17 protein-coding genes are annotated in these 17,386 nt (G+C 54.6%); 9 read left to right on the top strand and 8 right to left on the bottom strand.

The annotated features are described in order from the left end of the window. Window positions 1-8: 8 nt before the first annotated feature. The 3 genes from ACHUEV_RS11770 to ACHUEV_RS11760 all read right to left on the bottom strand — a co-directional run bounded on the left by ACHUEV_RS11770 (window position 9) and on the right by ACHUEV_RS11760 (window position 2,084). A complete protein-coding gene (locus tag ACHUEV_RS11770) occupies window positions 9-215 on the bottom strand; it encodes a hypothetical protein (protein WP_394180060.1) in 207 nt (68 codons plus the stop codon). Window positions 216-249: 34 nt separating this feature from the next. Further along, window positions 250-1,428 carry a dual-specificity RNA methyltransferase RlmN gene (rlmN, locus tag ACHUEV_RS11765; RefSeq protein WP_106357945.1) on the bottom strand — a complete coding sequence of 393 codons (1,179 nt, stop codon included), beginning with the start codon at window positions 1,426-1,428 and terminating at the stop codon, window positions 250-252. Window positions 1,429-1,553: 125 nt separating this feature from the next. Further along, a complete protein-coding gene (locus tag ACHUEV_RS11760; RefSeq protein WP_394180058.1) occupies window positions 1,554-2,084 on the bottom strand; it encodes an invasion associated locus B family protein in 531 nt (176 codons plus the stop codon). 197 nt (window positions 2,085-2,281) lie between these two features. On the opposite strand from ACHUEV_RS11760, the gene ACHUEV_RS11755 reads away from it, so the two are divergent. Then, window positions 2,282-3,271: an asparaginase gene (locus ACHUEV_RS11755; protein ID WP_394180056.1), complete on the top strand. Its 990-nt coding sequence runs from the start codon at window positions 2,282-2,284 to the stop codon at window positions 3,269-3,271. A gap of 43 nt (window positions 3,272-3,314) precedes the next feature. On the opposite strand, the gene ACHUEV_RS11750 is transcribed toward ACHUEV_RS11755, so the two are convergent. Further along, window positions 3,315-4,181, bottom strand: a complete 867-nt coding sequence (locus ACHUEV_RS11750; RefSeq protein ID WP_394180054.1) for a delta-class carbonic anhydrase — start codon at window positions 4,179-4,181, stop codon at window positions 3,315-3,317. 265 nt (window positions 4,182-4,446) lie between these two features. Between ACHUEV_RS11750 and ACHUEV_RS11745 the strand changes: the two genes are divergently transcribed. Both ACHUEV_RS11745 and ACHUEV_RS11740 read left to right on the top strand, forming a co-directional pair. Continuing rightward, window positions 4,447-5,235, top strand: a complete 789-nt coding sequence (locus tag ACHUEV_RS11745; protein WP_394180052.1) for an exodeoxyribonuclease III — start codon at window positions 4,447-4,449, stop codon at window positions 5,233-5,235. A gap of 9 nt (window positions 5,236-5,244) precedes the next feature. Continuing rightward, window positions 5,245-6,270 (top strand): zinc-binding dehydrogenase, encoded by a 1,026-nt coding sequence (locus ACHUEV_RS11740; protein ID WP_394180050.1) that lies wholly within the window; start codon window positions 5,245-5,247, stop codon window positions 6,268-6,270. On the opposite strand, the gene ACHUEV_RS11735 is transcribed toward ACHUEV_RS11740, so the two are convergent. The 3 genes from ACHUEV_RS11735 to ACHUEV_RS11725 all read right to left on the bottom strand — a co-directional run bounded on the left by ACHUEV_RS11735 (window position 6,267) and on the right by ACHUEV_RS11725 (window position 8,486). Further along, on the bottom strand, window positions 6,267-7,196 hold the full coding sequence (locus ACHUEV_RS11735) for a type IV pili methyl-accepting chemotaxis transducer N-terminal domain-containing protein (protein ID WP_394180048.1): 930 nt from the start codon (window positions 7,194-7,196) through the stop codon (window positions 6,267-6,269). The two genes, ACHUEV_RS11740 and ACHUEV_RS11735, sit on opposite strands and share 4 nt — an antisense overlap. A 61-nt stretch (window positions 7,197-7,257) precedes the next feature. Continuing rightward, complete coding sequence (locus ACHUEV_RS11730) at window positions 7,258-8,184, bottom strand: type IV pili methyl-accepting chemotaxis transducer N-terminal domain-containing protein (RefSeq protein ID WP_394180046.1); 927 nt, start codon at window positions 8,182-8,184, stop codon at window positions 7,258-7,260. An 89-nt stretch (window positions 8,185-8,273) separates the two neighbouring features. Further along, on the bottom strand, window positions 8,274-8,486 hold the full coding sequence (locus ACHUEV_RS11725; protein WP_394180044.1) for a hypothetical protein: 213 nt from the start codon (window positions 8,484-8,486) through the stop codon (window positions 8,274-8,276). A gap of 86 nt (window positions 8,487-8,572) precedes the next feature. On the opposite strand from ACHUEV_RS11725, the gene rsfS reads away from it, so the two are divergent. From rsfS to ACHUEV_RS11695, 6 genes are all read left to right on the top strand, one after another. After that, window positions 8,573-9,028 carry a ribosome silencing factor gene (gene rsfS, locus ACHUEV_RS11720; protein WP_394180042.1) on the top strand — a complete coding sequence of 152 codons (456 nt, stop codon included), beginning with the start codon at window positions 8,573-8,575 and terminating at the stop codon, window positions 9,026-9,028. After that, the gene (gene rlmH / locus ACHUEV_RS11715; protein WP_394180040.1) at window positions 9,028-9,498 is read left to right on the top strand and encodes a 23S rRNA (pseudouridine(1915)-N(3))-methyltransferase RlmH; all 471 of its coding nucleotides are present in this window, start codon (window positions 9,028-9,030) and stop codon (window positions 9,496-9,498) included. Before rsfS ends, rlmH begins: the two co-directional genes overlap by 1 nt. Before the next feature lie 103 nt (window positions 9,499-9,601). Further along, window positions 9,602-11,116, top strand: coding sequence for a 2,3-bisphosphoglycerate-independent phosphoglycerate mutase (gene gpmI / locus ACHUEV_RS11710; protein ID WP_394180038.1), 1,515 nt, complete (start codon window positions 9,602-9,604; stop codon window positions 11,114-11,116). Then, a complete protein-coding gene (locus tag ACHUEV_RS11705; protein ID WP_394180036.1) occupies window positions 11,113-12,189 on the top strand; it encodes a murein hydrolase activator EnvC family protein in 1,077 nt (358 codons plus the stop codon). The genes gpmI and ACHUEV_RS11705 overlap by 4 nt, the downstream gene beginning before the upstream one ends. Window positions 12,190-12,203: 14 nt before the next feature. Continuing rightward, complete coding sequence (locus tag ACHUEV_RS11700; RefSeq protein ID WP_394180034.1) at window positions 12,204-13,550, top strand: S41 family peptidase; 1,347 nt, start codon at window positions 12,204-12,206, stop codon at window positions 13,548-13,550. A gap of 119 nt (window positions 13,551-13,669) precedes the next feature. Beyond that, window positions 13,670-14,872 carry an aminotransferase-like domain-containing protein gene (locus tag ACHUEV_RS11695; RefSeq protein ID WP_394180032.1) on the top strand — a complete coding sequence of 401 codons (1,203 nt, stop codon included), beginning with the start codon at window positions 13,670-13,672 and terminating at the stop codon, window positions 14,870-14,872. Here the strand turns inward: ACHUEV_RS11695 and ACHUEV_RS11690 are convergent. Further along, on the bottom strand, window positions 14,869-17,313 hold the full coding sequence (locus tag ACHUEV_RS11690) for a GcvT family protein (protein WP_394180030.1): 2,445 nt from the start codon (window positions 17,311-17,313) through the stop codon (window positions 14,869-14,871). The two genes, ACHUEV_RS11695 and ACHUEV_RS11690, sit on opposite strands and share 4 nt — an antisense overlap. Between the last annotated feature and the right edge of the window lie 73 nt (window positions 17,314-17,386).

The raw sequence follows: 17,386 nt of genomic DNA, 5'->3' as shown, positions 1-17,386 counted from the left end.
CATATTGATTAGATCGCGTGTGCCGTTGACTGCTGCGCAGGCTGTGCATGTATCGGCATCCGCAGCGACCTATTCGTTAGCGCGGATGCGCGTTGTTTCAGATCATTGCGCACAGCGTCCCGGACAAGGCTGGCAATCGCAACCTCATCGCGGCCTGCCACATGTTCAAGTGCATCAAGAAGTTCGGGCGGTAAATCGAGCATAATATGTTTCATGCGTTATGCTTAATGAAACACGATGAATATCTCGTTAAAGCCCTGTCTCTTGTGCGATTTGTGCGCGACTTTTTCGCTGTCTTTCGGTCGCTGACTTTAGCTGACCACATGCTGCCATAATGTCTTCGCCGCGTGGTTTTCGCACTGGCGATGAATATCCAGCGTTATAAACGATATCAGCAAACGCACGAATGCGATTGTTTGACGAACGTTTGTAGGGTGCACCGGGCCATTCGTTGAATGGGATGAGGTTGATTTTTGCTGGGATGCCTTCGATCAGTTTAACCAAGCGCCGCGCGTCTTCGTCAGAATCGTTCACGCCATCCAGCATCACATATTCAAACGTGATCCGTTCGGAATTTGATGCCTTAGGGTAAACGCGTAGCGCATCGAGTAGATCGGCGATGGGCCAGCGTTTGTTAATTGGGACCAGCTTGTCGCGGACTTCGTCTGTTGTCGCGTGGAATGATACCGCCAACTGACAGCCGATTTCTTCGGCAGTGCGGGCGATTTCAGGAACGACACCAGAAGTAGACAGCGTAATGCGACGACGCGATAGCGCGATGCCTTCGGGATCAAGCGCGATCTTCATCGCGTCACGCACGTTTTCAAAGTTATAAAGCGGCTCGCCCATGCCCATCAGAACGATGTTCGACAAAAGACGGGGGGCGGCAGTGTTGCGCGCACCCTGTTCTGGCCATTCGCCCAAATCATCGCGTGCCAACATGACTTGGCCGATGATTTCGCCGGGGGTCAGGTTGCGGACGAGTTTTTGCGTGCCCGTGTGGCAGAATGAACAAGTTAACGTGCAGCCGACTTGGCTAGAGATACAAAGCGTCCCGCGATCAGTTTCCGGGATATAAACGACCTCTACCTCGTGGCCACCCGCGATGCGGACCAGATATTTGCGGGTACCGTCATCGGATATTTGGCGGGTCACGACCTCTGGTAGGGAAATCACGAATGTTTCGGCCAGCATCGCGCGATAGTCTTTTGACAGATTGGTCATCTGATCAAAATCGCGAACACCCCAATGGTAGAGCCACTGCCAAATTTGGCCGGCACGCATCTTGGCTTGCTTTTCCTTTGTGCCCGCGGCGATCAACGCGTCGCGCAGGGCAGGGCGGGTCAGGCCAACAATGTTTTGCGGACCATCCGGCAGCTTGCGCGGGATCGTCAGGACGTCCTGGGTGATGGGGGCCTTGGGGTCCATTGGGTGCTCCAAATCGGGTTCAAGCGTTGCATATAAGAGCAACGGGCCGCTTTCACAAGAAAAGCAGCCCGTTTCTTAAGAACATATTTATCCCTGCCATAGGCACGGATTTTAGTGCAATGGGTTTAGCCAGCGCACTGGGATGCGGCCTCTTCCACGGCGGCAGTGAAACCTAGTAGGCTAAAGGTATCTTGTGTCTGCGTGCCACGGCCAGAGCGGCCAGTTACAACAGCATCGGCACCGCGCTTCATAGCTGCAACAAATTTTGCGTCATCTTCGGCGCTGGCAGGCCATGCAAATTCACCTTCGGTGAACATTTCAAGGGTCGTATCGCCAACTTTCATTGAGACAGTCGATCCGCTTGCGAATGGATAGCCACCGGCGAACATCACTTGGCCGCTTACGCCGCCAGATGGGCGATAGAATACGATTAGCTGAATTTCGCCGCGGCGCACGGATACTACGTTACCGTCACGCGAGTTTACAGTTTCGACAGGCGCAGACACAGCCCAGCACTCCTTAGGGTCGCTTTCGACGTAAACGGCCCAGTCGGTGTTCGCTGCGACGCGGTTCTCGCTCGATTCCTGTGCGGTTGCAGCGTTTGCACAAACCAGTGCCGCTACAACGCCAAACGTGCGTGCAATATTTAAAATCATCTCGCAGCCTCCAAGCTGTCTTTGCCTCTTGTCGGTCCATTGGCTACCTTGGCACAAAGTTGGCACCTTTGGGCTGGTAGGACCTTTATTAACCCGATAGCCTAAGCTCTAACAAAAAAACTAGCTGGGGGGAAAGCCCCCAAAACTGCGATGCGCGCGCTATCGCTCTGACATTTACAATCCAAAAAGGCAAAAGAATGGCAAATCCTGTTGATCTGGTAGAAGTTTGGCGTGGGGAACTGCTAGAATGCGTGCATCAGGGGCATGCTGTCATTTGTGATGACACTGGCGAAATTGTGAACGCATGGGGCGATCCGTCGGCTGTCATCTTTCCGCGTTCGTCATGCAAAATGATCCAAGCATTGCCATTGCTGGAAAGCGGCGCAGGCGCACATCTTTCGCAAGAACAGCTGGCGCTGGCCTGTGCGTCGCACCAAGGTGCGGCCATTCATACAGACCGCGTTGGCGCGTGGTTAAAAGACCTTGGGATGACGGATGATGATTTTCGCTGTGGCCCACAAGTGCCCGGCGACAAACCCGCGCGTGAGGCGTTGATCCGCGCGAATGAACAGCCCTGCCAAATCCACAATAACTGTTCGGGTAAACATGCTGGGTTCCTGACCCTGAATAAACATCTGGGCGGCGGTGCCGATTACGAAAAAATCGACCATCCCGTTCAGCAGGCAGGCAAAGCCGCATTCGAGGAAACAACACAAGAAATAAGCCCGACCTATGGTATTGATGGCTGTTCAGCACCGAACCATGCCAGCACGGTACATGGGCTTGCACGCGCAATGGCGTTTTTCGCAAGTGCGCATGATCGGTCCGATCTGCGCAGCACATCAGCAGTAAAACTGCGTGACGCGATGATGGCCTACCCAGAGCTGGTCGCAGGCGAAACACGTGCCTGCACTGATCTGATGCGGGCGATGGATGGGCGTGTCGCGATCAAGACAGGCGCAGACGGTGTGTTTGTCGCAATTATCCCGGAAAAGCGTCTTGGCGTCGCGCTGAAAATCCGTGACGGGGCGACCCGTGCGAGCGAATGCGCGATTGCAACGATATTGGTAAACTTGGGTGTGCTAGACGCGAAACACCCTGCTGCGATTGCGCGGATGTCGCCGGTACTGAAAAACTGGCGCGGCATTGAAGTAGGGCAGGTCCGCCCCGCCGCTGCACTCGATTAGGCATGCTGGGGCGCTGGTCAGACCAACGCCCCGACGCTTAATTTTACTGCGCGATTTCTGACAGCAGGTCAGTGTTCACAACAAGGTTACGCACGCCGTGTGCGTGATCTTCTTCAAAGACGTTGCCTTCGAACCATGTGCCAACTGTGTTGATGTCAACGCGAGCGACGTTCGGGCGAACGTTCCAAGTCACTTGGAAAGGTGATCCGTTTTCGTTGTAGCCCGGACCCGTGGTAGAACCGGCATATGTGACGGCTGTACCAGTGTTCGTTGGGATGTTCGGTGCTTGGAACAAGCCGTCGATTGTTTCAACCTTTGCCAGCTCGTTAAAGTCCAGCGCATCGGCGTCGTTCACTAGAACAAACACCTGTGCCTCTACGCGCAGTTGTGGATTGTTGATCGCGTCGGACAGGCAGGTGCCCAATGTTGGGCCGGGCTGCGCTTGGGCAGTCGAGAAAACATAGTGCACTTCGATTGTATCGCCGGGCTGCAGGTCGCCATGTTCAGTCGCGCCAATAGGGCTGTCGATTGGGGCCAGTTCGGCGTCTGACAGTTCACCAGTGTATTTGTAGCCTGTGCCATAACCGTGGCCGTCGCCATTACCAGCATATTCGGTGAATTCGCCGCCGCGGTGTTCAGCGTTTTCATGAAAGTGAATGTCGCAAAGGTTCATTTCAGAAAAGGCCGGTGCCGCCTGAAATGCGCGAGTGTTTGTACCAGCTACCTGTTCAATATCGCGTGGTGACTGCGGACCAAAGCCGACGCCATTTGTATTTTCAGCAAGTGCAGCGCGTTGCGTCGCGATGATGTCATCCACGACGGGTGCTTGTGCTGCACTCTCTGCAAATGCGGTGTTCTGAATTGCGAAAAGCGACGCAAAAGCGACGAGCGTAGCTGATTTCATTTTCATGATGTAGTTCCTTACCTGTTGTTCAGATCGACTGGTTTGTGCCAGCGGTCTTTGCGCAACCAGCCGTTTGGGGCGGGGGAAGTAAAGTCGATTGCCGGTCTTTGCGAAAAGCGTGCGAAATCTTGCGCAAATCCGATGATGTCGGATCTGAGATTAGCGAACGACCTAATGGTTGAATGTGGCACCGATGACGTGCACATATGGTGCCTAAATATACAATCTGCACGATGTCTTAATCGGAACGCCAAAGAAAGAGCGGAACGCCATGTCCTTTACCCTTGCTACTTGGAACATCAACTCTGTTCGCCTGCGCGAAGACATTGTCGCAAAGCTGATGCGCGACGAAGCACCCGACGTGCTGTGTTTGCAAGAATGCAAAAGCCCGGTCGATAAAATCCCGCTCGAACAGTTTCAGTCGCTTGGATACACTCACATGGTTGCACGTGGCCAAAAGGGCTATAATGGCGTTGCGATTTTCTCAAAAATTCCAATGGTCGAGGCCGCAGCCGAGGACTACGCAACCCTTGGCCACGCCCGCCACATCGCGGGACGTTTGGAAAACGGCGTGACGATCCATAACCATTATGTACCTGCTGGTGGCGATGTCGCTGATCGCGAGGTGAACGAAAAATTCGGCCAGAAGTTGGATTACCTGACTGATATGCGTGACGCGTACCATGCTGCCAAGCCCGAGAAATCTATTCTTGTTGGTGACCTGAATATCGCGCCGCGTGAAGATGATGTTTGGGACCACAAAAAACTGCTCAAGGTCGTTAGCCACACCCCGATCGAGGTCGAACACTTCGCAGAGGTCATGGATGCTGGCCATTGGGCCGACGTGACGCGCAATGATGTTCCCGAAGGCAAGCTGTACAGCTGGTGGTCCTATCGTGCCAAAGACTGGGACGCTGCCGACAAAGGCCGCCGTTTGGACCACATCTGGGCGACTTCAGATATTAAAAATGCCGGGCATTCGAGCCGCGTTTTACGCGATGCGCGCGGCTGGGAAAAGCCAAGCGATCACGCCCCTGTATTCGCAACCTTTGATTTGTAGTACGACAAAATGACCGTACCTGAAAACATGCAAGCGCTGACCCAGCTACTTAATGGTTATTCAGGTACGCAGACGGGGCCGAACATTTCGGACCTTACGCCTTTCGTAAAACATTCAACGGTACCTGTGCCGACACCTGGGGCAGGCCAAGCGTTAATCAAGGTGAGTTTGGCGGCAGTAAATCCGTCCGATGTCCATTTCATCAAAGGTGAATATGGCCAGCCTTGCGTCAAAGACGCGCCCGCAGGTTTCGAAGGCGTGGGCGAGGTGATTGCTGGCGATACGCCACTCGTCGGGCAACGCGTCAGCTTTTATGCGCGCGGTGCTGGGACTTGGGCGGAATACGCGCTGGCAGATGTTGCTGGCTTGGTCCCTTGTCGTCCTGATCTGGCCGAAGTCGACGCAGCAGGGCAGCTTGTGAACCCGTTAACCGCCATCGCGATGTTCGACCTTGTTAAGGACAGCGGCGCCGACAGTTTCGTTCTGAACGCCGCTGGGTCGCAATTGGGCAAGCTGTTGATCGCTATGGGCCGTGACTATGGGATTAAACCAATCGCTGTCGTGCGACGCGAAAATCAGGCTGCAGCACTTAAGGAACTGGGCGCGGCAGAGGTTATCGTAACCAGCGCAGATGATCCGCTGTCACAGGCGCAGAAGGTTTTTGAAACCCTGTCTCCGCGCATACTGCTGGATGCGGTTGGTGACCAGTTTACGGCTGATCTGTTTTTCGCAATGCCGCCGCGTGCGCGCTGGGTGAACTATGGAAAACTGTCGACCGATGCACCGGTGTTAAAGCAATTGCCGCAGTTCATTTTCCAACACAAAGAGATCGGTGGCTTTTGGCTGACTGAATGGATGAAACAGGTCGATCCTGCCCGTATCCCGCAGGCGTTCGGCGAAATTCAGGGACGGTTCACCAGTGGCAAATGGAAGACAGATGTCGCGGGCATCGTTCCACTGTCTGAAGCAATGGACAAACTACCAGCGGTCTTGGCCCTGCCTGATGGCAAGGCCTTTATTGATCCGCGCGCTTAGCGTTTATGCGTGCGCTCTGCGTATTCTTTGTAATCGTCTAATAGGTGGTCTAGCTCAGCGAGTTCGACCTCTAGGTCATGGAATACTGCGGTCTTTTGGTCGGTCGTCAGTTCGCCGCCATCGATCAGGATTTGTTCGTTGGCTTTTATGGTATCCCAACGGGCCAAAAGGTGATCCAGATCGTCACGGATTTTATCTGTCGGTGCTTCTTGAAGACCCGCTTCGGGCATACCAAAACGCAGTGCCTTTAAAGATGTCTCGAATACAGTGACTGTCTGGGCAAGATCCGCGCGGGCCTCTTCGGCGTGATAGCCTGTCCAGACTTCGCAGGCGTCCTTGGCCATCTTTTGGGTCAACATGCGCTGACGGCCCGCGATTTCAATCATCATCGCGTCGGCAGCTGTGATTTCAAAAGGGTGGGCGTACTGACCTGCGATATCAGCGGCAAGAACAGTTGTTAGCTCAAGCAGGGGCATGTTGTGGTCGTCGATGACATGGGCACTTTCGATGTCATGTCCATCAACCAAAATCGCATCGACTGCGCCGTGCACCGTGCTCCATTCTTCGTAGACATGCGCAATATCTTCAAGCGTACGCCGGCGCGTCTCGGGGTGAAGGATATGCAGCGCGTCATCGCCATCACGCAGCGCAAAGATATATTGATCAAACTGTTCAGTGGCGTGTGTCAGAACCTTATGGGCTTCTTCAGTGCTGATGTCGGATGAAAGCGCGCAGGATGCCGCGGCGACCTGTTGGGTAAGGGTGCGCAATTGGCCAGCGACGCGAATGCGATCCGCACCATCCGATTCAATGTCGTATTGAACGTCGATCAAGGTCGCGTCAGGGGTGAAATCGTCCGCGACCAATGTCGTCGCTGTGGACAGTAAAATAGCGAGCGCCGCGCCTTTATGAATTGGGCCGAGCATGTCAGTTTCCTTTCGAAGGATATGTTTTGAATTGCGCTATGGCAAAAGTGCAAAAGCGGCCCTAGTGGGCGCGCTCTGCATAATCTTTGTAATCGAGGAGAAGGTGATCCAGCTCGGCAAGTTCGACTTCGAGATCATGGAAGATTTCGGTCTTCTGTTCGTCGTTTAGGGTGCCGCCATCAACCAAAATCTGTTCGTTGACTTTGATGGTTTCCCAGCGCTCTAGCAGGTGGTCAAGGTCCTCGCGGATCGCAGCGTTGGGTGCCTCTTGAATTCCCGCCTCTGGCATCCCGAACCGTAGCGCACGAAGCGATGTTTCAAAGATCTTCATTGTCTGTTCAAGATCTTCTTTGGCTTCTTCAGCGTGATAGCCTGTCCAAATTTCACAGGCATCCTTGGCCATCTTTTGTGTAAGCATGCGTTGGCGGCCCGCGATTTCGATCATCATTGCGTCGGCTGCGCTAATCTCAAAGGGGTGCGTGTATTGGCTGGTGATATCGGACGAAAGGATCGATGTGAGCTCAAGCAGTTTTAGATTGTGATCGTCGATGATGTGGGCGCTTTCGACATCGTGGCCATCTGCCAAAATGGATTCGATTGCACCGTGGATCAGCTCCCACTCTTCACGAACATGGTCGATATCGGCGATGGTCAGGCGACGGGTTTCTGGGTGCAAAATGTGCAGGCCTTCGTCGCCGTCTTTCAGTGCTACGATATAGCGATCAAACTGAGCAGTCGCATGCTCCAAGACATCATGCGCTTCTTCGACTGCAATATCAGAAGTGAGCGCGCAGGATGCGGCAGCGACCTGTTGGGTCAGTGTGCGAAGCTGTCCAGCGATACGAATGCGATCAGCACCATCAGATTCGATATCGTATTGTGCTTCGATAATTTTGGCTTGATCGGTGTTTTCTTGTGCGGCGCTTGTCGTTGCCGAAAGTGCGGCCATAGAGATAAGCGTAAACAACGCGTGACGGGTACGAGACATGAAGATGGTCCAGTTATTTTGAGATGAATAATAAGGAATTTCGTGGCGTAACTTTGCGCGAAAAATAAGACCGAAAAATGATATATTTTTCACAATTGCAGCGAGTTATGCATCAAGCGCAAAGCGGCTTTTATTTGGCTGCAGGCCAAGGTCCCCACTGGTTGTGGCTTGTTCTTTGGTTGCCTAGGATTTCTGGCTTTGAAAAACGTGAATCTGACATGATTGGCGGGGCTGTGGGTGCTGTTTCCGCCATTTTCCGCATAAAATAGGGTATTCTTGCCTGTTTTGACGCTTTCAGCCATTGCATGCCCCGCGCGAATCCGCGACATGGGCGTCTGTCTTTCGTAGTTTTGTTGAAAAATGCGTGGGGCGTTGCTAGTTTTATAGCATGCCCGGCGCCGGGGCCATGACGGCGTATATTAAGGAGGACAATGTTCTGTCTCTTTCTACATCGGCAGCCGATGCTGCCAACGCAGGGGCCAAAGCGATGAGCGCCCCAAAAACTGCGACCAGCGATGCGCTTTTGGCTGCTGTTCTCAAGTCACTTGACGACGACAAAGGTGAAGACATCGTGCAGATCAATCTGCGCGGTAAATCAGAGATGGGTGACTATATGGTTATCGCCTCTGGCCGTTCATCCCGCCAAGTTACCGCCATGGCGGAAAAGCTGGCTGAACGTGTAAAGCAAGAATTCGGCGTCTTTTCAAAAATCGAAGGTAAAGACACTGGCGATTGGGTTCTGATCGATACGGGCGATATCATCGTTCACATCTTCCGTCCCGAAGTGCGCGAATTCTACCAGCTTGAAAAGATGTGGCAGCCCGGGTCCGCAACGGCAAGCTGATGCGTGTTCAAATTTGTGCAGTGGGCCGGCTTCGGCAGGGCCCAGAGCGCGACCTTTACGACGACTACCTGACCCGGTTTGACCGGACGGGCCGGGCGCTTGCACTTGGCCCTGCACAACTGATCGAGGTCGAAGATAAAAAGGGCGGCGGTATGCCCGCCGAGGCCCAGTTGCTGCAAAAAGCCATCCCTACCGGATCGTTAATCTGCACGATGGATGAACGCGGCAAGGTCATGTCATCCCCTGATTTTGCGAAAATGCTGGCTGGCTGGCGTGACCAAGGCCGCCAAGACGTGTCCTTTGTGATTGGTGGCGCCGACGGCATCGACCCCAGTTTGCGTGCCCAAGCGGATTCGTCACTTAGCTTTGGCAAAATGGTGTGGCCGCACATGCTCGTTCGGGTGATGCTGGCCGAGCAACTGTATCGTGCCGCATCCATACTATCCGGCGGTCCTTACCACCGGGCGTAGTTCCGCCTTCGGCGAGAGTATTTTGACCAAAGCGAGGATGTGGCGTTTTGTTTGTCATCGACCTGCGCTAGACCTGCCCTAAAGCTTTTACGGAGATTGTCTGATGTCTGCACCGAAACCTGTTGTCTTGTGTATTCTTGATGGTTGGGGCCTGCGTGAAGACGCCACGGGCAACGCGCCGAAACTTGCGAATACCCCGAATTTTGATGCGGTCATGCAAGGACCGCACGCGCAGCTTTTGACCCATGGCCGCGATGCGGGGTTGCCGGGTGGCCAGATGGGTAACTCTGAGGTCGGGCATACCAATATCGGTGCAGGCCGCGTCGTCGCGATGGATCTGGGGCAAATCGAGCTGGCAATCGAAGACGGGACCTTTGCAACCGCCGAAGCCTTGCAAGCCTTTATCACCAAGATGAAAGCCAGCGGCGGGCGTGCACATCTGATGGGTGTTGTGTCTGACGGTGGTGTGCACGGTCACGTCCACCACATCATTGCTGCAGCACAGGCCCTTGCGGACGCAGGCGTTCCTGTTGTGATCCACGCCATTACCGATGGGCGCGATGTAAGTCCTTCGTCTGCAAAAGAATTCATGCAAGAACTAGAGGACGGCCTGCCAGCAACTGCGCAGATCGTGACCGTGATTGGCCGCTATTACGCCATGGACCGTGATAACCGCTGGGAACGCGTTCAGACTGCATATGATGCGATGGCAACCGGGCAGGGTGGCAAAGCCGCGACCCCGCAAGACGCCATTGCCGCTGCTTATGCTGAGGGCAAGACGGATGAATTCATTCCTGCGACTGTAATCGGTGACTATACTGGGTTTGCCGAAGGCGACGGCTATTTCTGCCTGAACTTTCGGTCTGACCGCGCGCGTGAAATCCTCGCGGTGATTGCGGACCCTGAATTTGATGGCTTTGAGCGTCAGCAGCCACAGATGGCCGCCCTTCTGGGTATGGTCAGCTATTCGGACCGGCATGATGTCTGGTTCGAAACTGTGTTCCCCAAACGCGATATCCAAAACACTTTGGGTGCGTGGGTTGCGAAACACGGGCTTCGTCAGTTCCGTCTGGCCGAAACCGAGAAATACCCGCATGTGACGTTCTTTTTGAACGGGGGCATCGAAGAACCTGCGCCGGGCGAAGATCGCTTTATGCCGAAATCGCCAAAGGTCGCGACCTATGACCTCCAGCCAGAAATGTCGGCGGGCGAAGTGACCGAAGCTTTCGTAAAGGCGATTGGTGATGGATATGATCTAATCGTTACGAACTACGCGAACCCTGACATGGTTGGGCACACTGGTGATCTGAACGCTGGGATCAAAGCCTGCGAAGCTGTGGACGAAGGTCTGGGGCAGGTGCTGTCGGCACTTAAGGCTGCAGGTGGCGCGATGATTGTGACTGCAGACCACGGCAACTGTGAAACTATGATTGATCCAGAAACAGGTGGGCCTCACACAGCACATACGCTGAACCCCGTGCCTGTTGCGCTTGTCGGTGGGCCAGAGGGCGTGACGCTGCGCGACGGCCGTCTTGCTGATCTCGCGCCGACTGTGCTTGACCTGATGGGGCTAGAGCTGCCATCCGAAATGACCGGCCGCAGCCTGATTGAGAAATGAGACTCGCGGTAGTTTTGATCTGTCTGGCTCTGCCAGCTTTTGGTCAATCGGCTGATGACGCCGCACGCGACGCAATTGTTCAACTGCAAGAGGCCCAAGGTCGTCTCGAAGCAGCTGGCAGCGCGCGTGATCAAATTCGGGCGCTGACGGAAACGGTGCAGGCCTATGAAGCAGGCTTGGCCGCCGTCCGATCAGGTCTGCGGCAAGTAACGTCCCAAGAGGCCGACCTAGCGGAAGACCTATCAGCACGCCGTGCGGATTTGGGGCATCTGTTGGGCACGCTTTCGACGATCTCGAACACGCCGGAGCCCGTCGCAAGACGCAAATCACAGCGGCCTATTGATGCTGTGCGTGCGGGCATGTTGGTCGCTGACGTGACCGAAGGTTTGCAGTCCGAAGCAGAAGCATTACGCACGGAGCTTTTGCAGCTTGAAGAGTTGCGCGTGCTACGGGCCGAGGCGGCTGAGAATTTAGAAGAAGGTCTAACTGGGGCCCAAACAGCGCGTGCCGCATTGGGGCAGGCCGTGTCCGAACGTCGTGATCTTCCGACCCGGTTCGAAGACGACCCAATTCAAACAGCGTTGATTATGGCCAGTTCGGATACGCTTGGGGCGTTCGCTGATGGGTTGGCTGCGAACTTGCCCGATCCAGAAGCAGGCTTAAAGCGACAAGGCAATCTGCCGTTGCCCGTTGAAGGTATTATTCAATCGGCGGGCGGCGGCAAAGAAGGGGTCTATATCGCCGCGGCACCGCAGGCGCTGGTGACCTCTCCGGTTGCTGCCACGCTCTTGTATCGCGGTCCACTGCTGGGCGACGTGAACGTTGTCATATTGGAACCTGCTCCCGATGTTCTGTTTGTGTTTGCGGGGCTTGAAACGCTTTATGGCGCTGTTGGCGAAATCATCCCTGCCGGTGCTCCTTTGGGGCTGATGGGGGGCGATGCGACAAAAGTTAACGGTATTTTGACCGAAAACGAGACTGATGAGAGCGATGAAGCCGCTCAGCCCCTTTATCTTGAGGTCAGGGAAGGGCAAAGTCCGGTAAATCCGGATGCATGGTTTGCACTGGAATAGACATAGGACGTGGAATGAAAAAGTTGATATTAGCCGCCGCAGGTGGCGCAGCGCTTGGCCTTGTAACAACGATTCAAGTTGCCGGACCTTTGGTCGCGCAAGATGTGCAAGATTCAGGTAGCGTCTATGAACAGCTTGATCTGTTCGGTGACATCTTTGAACGTATTCGCACCGACTATGTCCAAGATGTCGACGATAAGGAACTGATCGAAGCTGCGATCAACGGCATGCTGACGTCACTTGACCCTCACTCAAGCTATATGTCCGCAGAAGACGCGGCCAAGATGCGTGTTAGCACCCGTGGCGAGTTTGGCGGATTGGGGATCGAAGTCACCCAAGAAGAAGGCTGGGTCAAAGTCGTGTCCCCTATGGATGGCACCCCGGCCGAGGCTGCAGGTATTCTGGCAGGTGACTTTATCACTGCCGTTGATGGCGAAAGCGTCATGGGCCTGACCCTTGATGAAGCCGTCAACCTAATGCGTGGTCCTGTTGGCGCGGAAATCATCATCACAGTTGTTCGCGAAGGTGAAGTAGAGCCATTTGACGTTTCAATCATTCGCGACACGATCAAGCTAACAGCAGTGCGGAGCCGCACCGAAGGCAGCGCAGTCGTATTGCGTGTGACGACCTTTAACGAACAGACTTTCCCAAACCTAAGCGAAGGCATCGACGAACAGGTCGAAGCAGCGGGTGGTATCGATAATGTGGATGGTTTCATTCTTGACCTGCGCAACAACCCGGGTGGTTTGCTAAACCAAGCTGTGTTTGTTTCTGACGCGTTCCTAGACGCGGGTGAAATCGTATCTACGCGTGGCCGTGACGCAGCCGATGGTGATCGGTTTAACGCGACAGCTGGCGATTTGGCACAGGGTAAACCAATTGTCGTGCTGATCAACGGCGGCTCCGCTTCGGCGTCTGAAATCGTCGCTGGTGCGTTGCAAGATCACCGCCGCGCGATTGTGGTTGGGACGAATTCATTCGGGAAAGGCTCCGTGCAAACGGTTATCCCGCTTAGCAGCGATGGCGCGATGCGCCTGACCACGGCGCGCTACTATACGCCGTCTGGCCGATCTATTCAGGCACTGGGCATCTCGCCCGACATCATCGTTGAACAGCCACGCCCACAGCCAGCTGATGAGGATACAGAAGAGAACGCGGGCAACACACGCTCCGAAGCATCCCTGCGCGGTGCGCTGGACAACGACAGCCTGACCGAAGATGAAATTCGCCAGATCGAAGAAGATCGTGCACGTGCTGCCGCCGCAGCCGAGCTGCGCGAGGACGACTATCAATTGGCCTATGCAATCGACATCCTTAAGGGTCTGAATGCCCTTGGCCCAATGGCGCAGGCTAGCGAGTAATCGAAAACTACGCCCGTTCGTTAATCCGAGCGGGCGTTTTCTATTTAGGTCAGTATTGTTGACTTAGTATTAGCTTCTGCCATGATGTTGCTCTACGCAGCCTCATGGAGATTCGGCAGATGTGGGATCAGATATTTTCGTCACGCATGTCACGTATGACCGCTTCGGAAATCCGAGAGCTTTTGAAACTGCTCGACCAGCCCGATATCATCTCATTCGCAGGCGGCATTCCTGACCCCAAACTGTTTCCGATTGCCGCGTTCCAAGATGCATTTGCTGAAACGCTTGGCCCCGATACCCAGAATGAGGCGCTGCAATATTCCGCAAGCGAAGGCTATCCGCCGCTGCGTGATTGGATTGCGGCGCAGATGGCAAAGCTGGGAATACCCTGCACGCGCGACAATATCCTGATCACGTCAGGGTCGCAGCAGGCACTGGATTATCTGGGCAAGCTTTTCCTTTCGCCAAATGACACGGCGCTAGTTTCATGGCCGACCTATCTGGGCGCGCTTGGTGCATTCAACGCCTATGAACCGCATTACGACCGCCTGATGCCCCACGCGAACCGGACGCCTGCGGACTATGCTGCACGCGCTGCTGACAAGGGCGGCAAGGTTAAATTTGCCTACGCGTCAGTCGATTTTGCGAACCCAACGGGTGAAACCATCGACCGGGCTGGACGCGAGTCCTTGCTGGACTTGGCTGATGAATTGAACATCGCAGTAATCGAAGACGCGGCCTATCAGTCACTGCGGTATGACGGCGACGCGATCCCGCCCGTGCTAGCGCTAGAAATCGCAAGGAAAGGCAGCATCGAAAACTGCCGCACGATCTACTGCGGAAGTTTTTCGAAAACACTGTCACCGGGCCTGCGGGTTGGGTGGGTCTGTGCCGCAAAGCCTGTGATCTCTCGTTTGGTATTGATGAAGCAAGCCGCTGATCTGCATTCAGCGACGATCAACCAGATTGCGATCACGAAGGTAGCAAAAGCCTGCTTTGATGATCATGTCTCAAACTTACGGAATGCCTATAAAAAGCGCCGAGATTATATGTTAAACGCGCTTTCAAAGCATATGCCTGACGGTGTGACATGGACCCAGCCCGAAGGAGGTATGTTCATCTGGCTGACGCTTCCTGATCATATGGATGGGGCGACAATGCTGGCCAAGTCGCTTGAAACGCAGCGTGTAGCGTTTGTACCGGGCCGAGCGTTCCACGCTGACGGATCGTGTGGCAACACAATCCGGCTGAATTTCTCATTACCTGATAAAGCAACGATTGAAGAGGGCATCAAACGCTTGGGCGCGTTGCTGCGCAGTTAAACTTTCGTGCGCTCACCTTTGGGATCATAGAACGGGCGCAGCTGCGGCTCTGCCTTGACCCGCGTGCCCATCACGTCGATCTCATAGGTGCTACCCAGCATGTCGGCGACAGTTTCGTCCTTGCAAGGAACATATCCCATACCAACAGCCGCGCCCAAGTGATGGCCATAACCACCCGACGACAAATATCCGACGGTTTTGCCATCCCTGATGATTGGTTCATTGTGATAAAGCAGGGGTTCGGGATCAGTGAGTTTGAACTGCACCAAACGCCTGTCCAGCCCAGCCTCGCGTTTGCGCAGAACCGCATCGCGTCCGATGAAAGCGGGCTTGTCGGTTTTGACGGCGAAGCCCAACCCGGCTTCTAGCACATGGTCTTCGCATGTGATGTCGTGCCCGAAGTGGCGGAAACCTTTTTCCAGACGGGCCGCGTCCATCATATGCATGCCGCACAGTTTTAGCCCCATGTCCTGTCCCGCAGTGTGCAGCGTTTCAAACACATGGGCGGCCATGTCGGTCGATACGTAGACCTCCCACCCCAGTTCGCCAACGTAAGTAACACGGTGCACACGGGCGAGGCCCATGCCGATCTCGATCTCTTGCGCAGTGCCAAACGGGTTCGTCGCGTTCGTAAAGTCATTGGGCGACACCGCCTGCAGCAGCTTGCGACTGTTCGGTCCCATCACTGCTAGAACGGCCTCCGAGGCGGTCATGTCAGTGATCACCACATTGAATTCGCCAGCGTTTCGCTGCATCCAGGTTTGATCTGCCAGACGCGTCGCAGCCGGGGTGACCACCAGATAGGCCGTTTCAGATAAACGTGTGACGGTAATGTCGGCTTCGATCCCGCCATGTTGGTTAAGGAATTGTGAATAAACGATCTTCCCTGCGGGGACGTCCATTTCGCCGCCGCAGATATGGTTCATAAATGCGGTTGCATCGCGGCCTTCGACCCGAATTTTGCCAAAGGATGACATGTCGTACATACCGACATTATTGCGGATCGCGCTGAGTTCATCCGCGACATTGCCAAAGAAGTTTTGGCGTTTCCATGAATATTCATAAACAGGCGTTTGCCCCGGCTGCGCGAACCAATTCGCACGTTCCCATCCTGCCAATTCACCCATCACCGCCCCTTGATCCATCAGGTGTTGGTGAAAAGGGCTGCGCCGAATGCCACGCGCTGTCGCCTTTTGGCGGAACGGAAAATGGTCGGCATACAGCAGGCCAAGCGTTTCCTTGGATCGTTCAAACAGGTAGGTTTTGTTGCCCTGAAACGGCTGCATGCGCGATATATCGACATCACCCAGATCGAACGGTTTTTCTCCCGCATCCATCCATTGCGACAGCGCCATACCTGCGCCGCCAGCCGATTGGATCCCAATAGAGTTAAACCCAGCCGCAACCCAAACATTGTCCATCTCAGGTGCTTGCCCAAGGTGATACGCATCATCCGGGGTAAAGCTTTCTGGCCCGTTAAAGAAAGTATGGATACCTGCCTCGGCCAGCATTGGCAGGCGGTTCACCGCAGCCTCTAGGATTGGTTCAAAGTGATCAAAATCTTCGGGCAGTTGGTCGAATTCGAAATCATCCGGGATGCCGTTCATGGCCCAAGGTTTGGCGTTTGGTTCGAACGCACCCAGCAGGATTTTACCTGCGTCTTCTTTATAATAGGCGCATTCGTCCGGCACACGAAGAACAGGCAATTGCGCGAGATCAGGAATGTTTTCGGTGACGATATAGAAATGCTCGCAGGCATGAAGCGGAACATTCGTTCCCATCATCTTACCCACCTCATGGCCCCACATGCCCGCGCAGTTGACGACCATATCGCAAGCGATCGTGCCGTTATCGTCAGCGGTCTGCCAATCGACAGAGGTAACACGACGCCCGGTGCGGTTGATGTTCGTGACCTTTGTGCGCTCCGCAATGACTGCGCCATTCATACGGGCGCCCTTGGCCAATGCGAGCGCAATGTTCGCAGGATCGCCTTGGCCGTCGCGGGGCAGGTAGACACCAGCCTTAACCCCGTCAATGTTCAAATGACCGTAGCGTGATTTGACCTCCGCCGGGGAAATCTCCTCGACATCGACGCCAAAGGCCCGGGCCATGGCAGCTTGGCGAAAAATCTCTTCTTTGCGTTCATCGGTGAGGGCGACAGTGATGGACCCGTTGCGTTTAAAGCCAGTTGCGACACGTGTTTTCGTCTCGAGGTTTCCATATAACTCTTGGGAATAGCGCGCGAGCTTGGTCATGTTCGCCGTTGCGCGTAGTTGCGCGATTAGCCCTGCCGCATGCCAAGTGGTTCCAGACGTCAGTTGTTTGCGTTCAAGCAGAACAACATCTTTCCAACCAAGTTTGGTTAGGTGGTAAGCAACAGAACAGCCAATGACGCCACCGCCAACGATGACCACACGTGCATAGTTCGGAAGCTTTGGCATGACGCGTCGTTCCTAAATCATGAAATTAGTTCGTACAATTTCATGATTTACGGATTGCGTCACGAAATATCTG

Origin of the sequence: Yoonia maritima, from assembly GCF_043641945.1 — a bacterium.
GTDB lineage: Bacteria > Pseudomonadota > Alphaproteobacteria > Rhodobacterales > Rhodobacteraceae > Yoonia > Yoonia maritima_B.
This window is presented reverse-complemented; position numbering and strand designations above follow the sequence as displayed.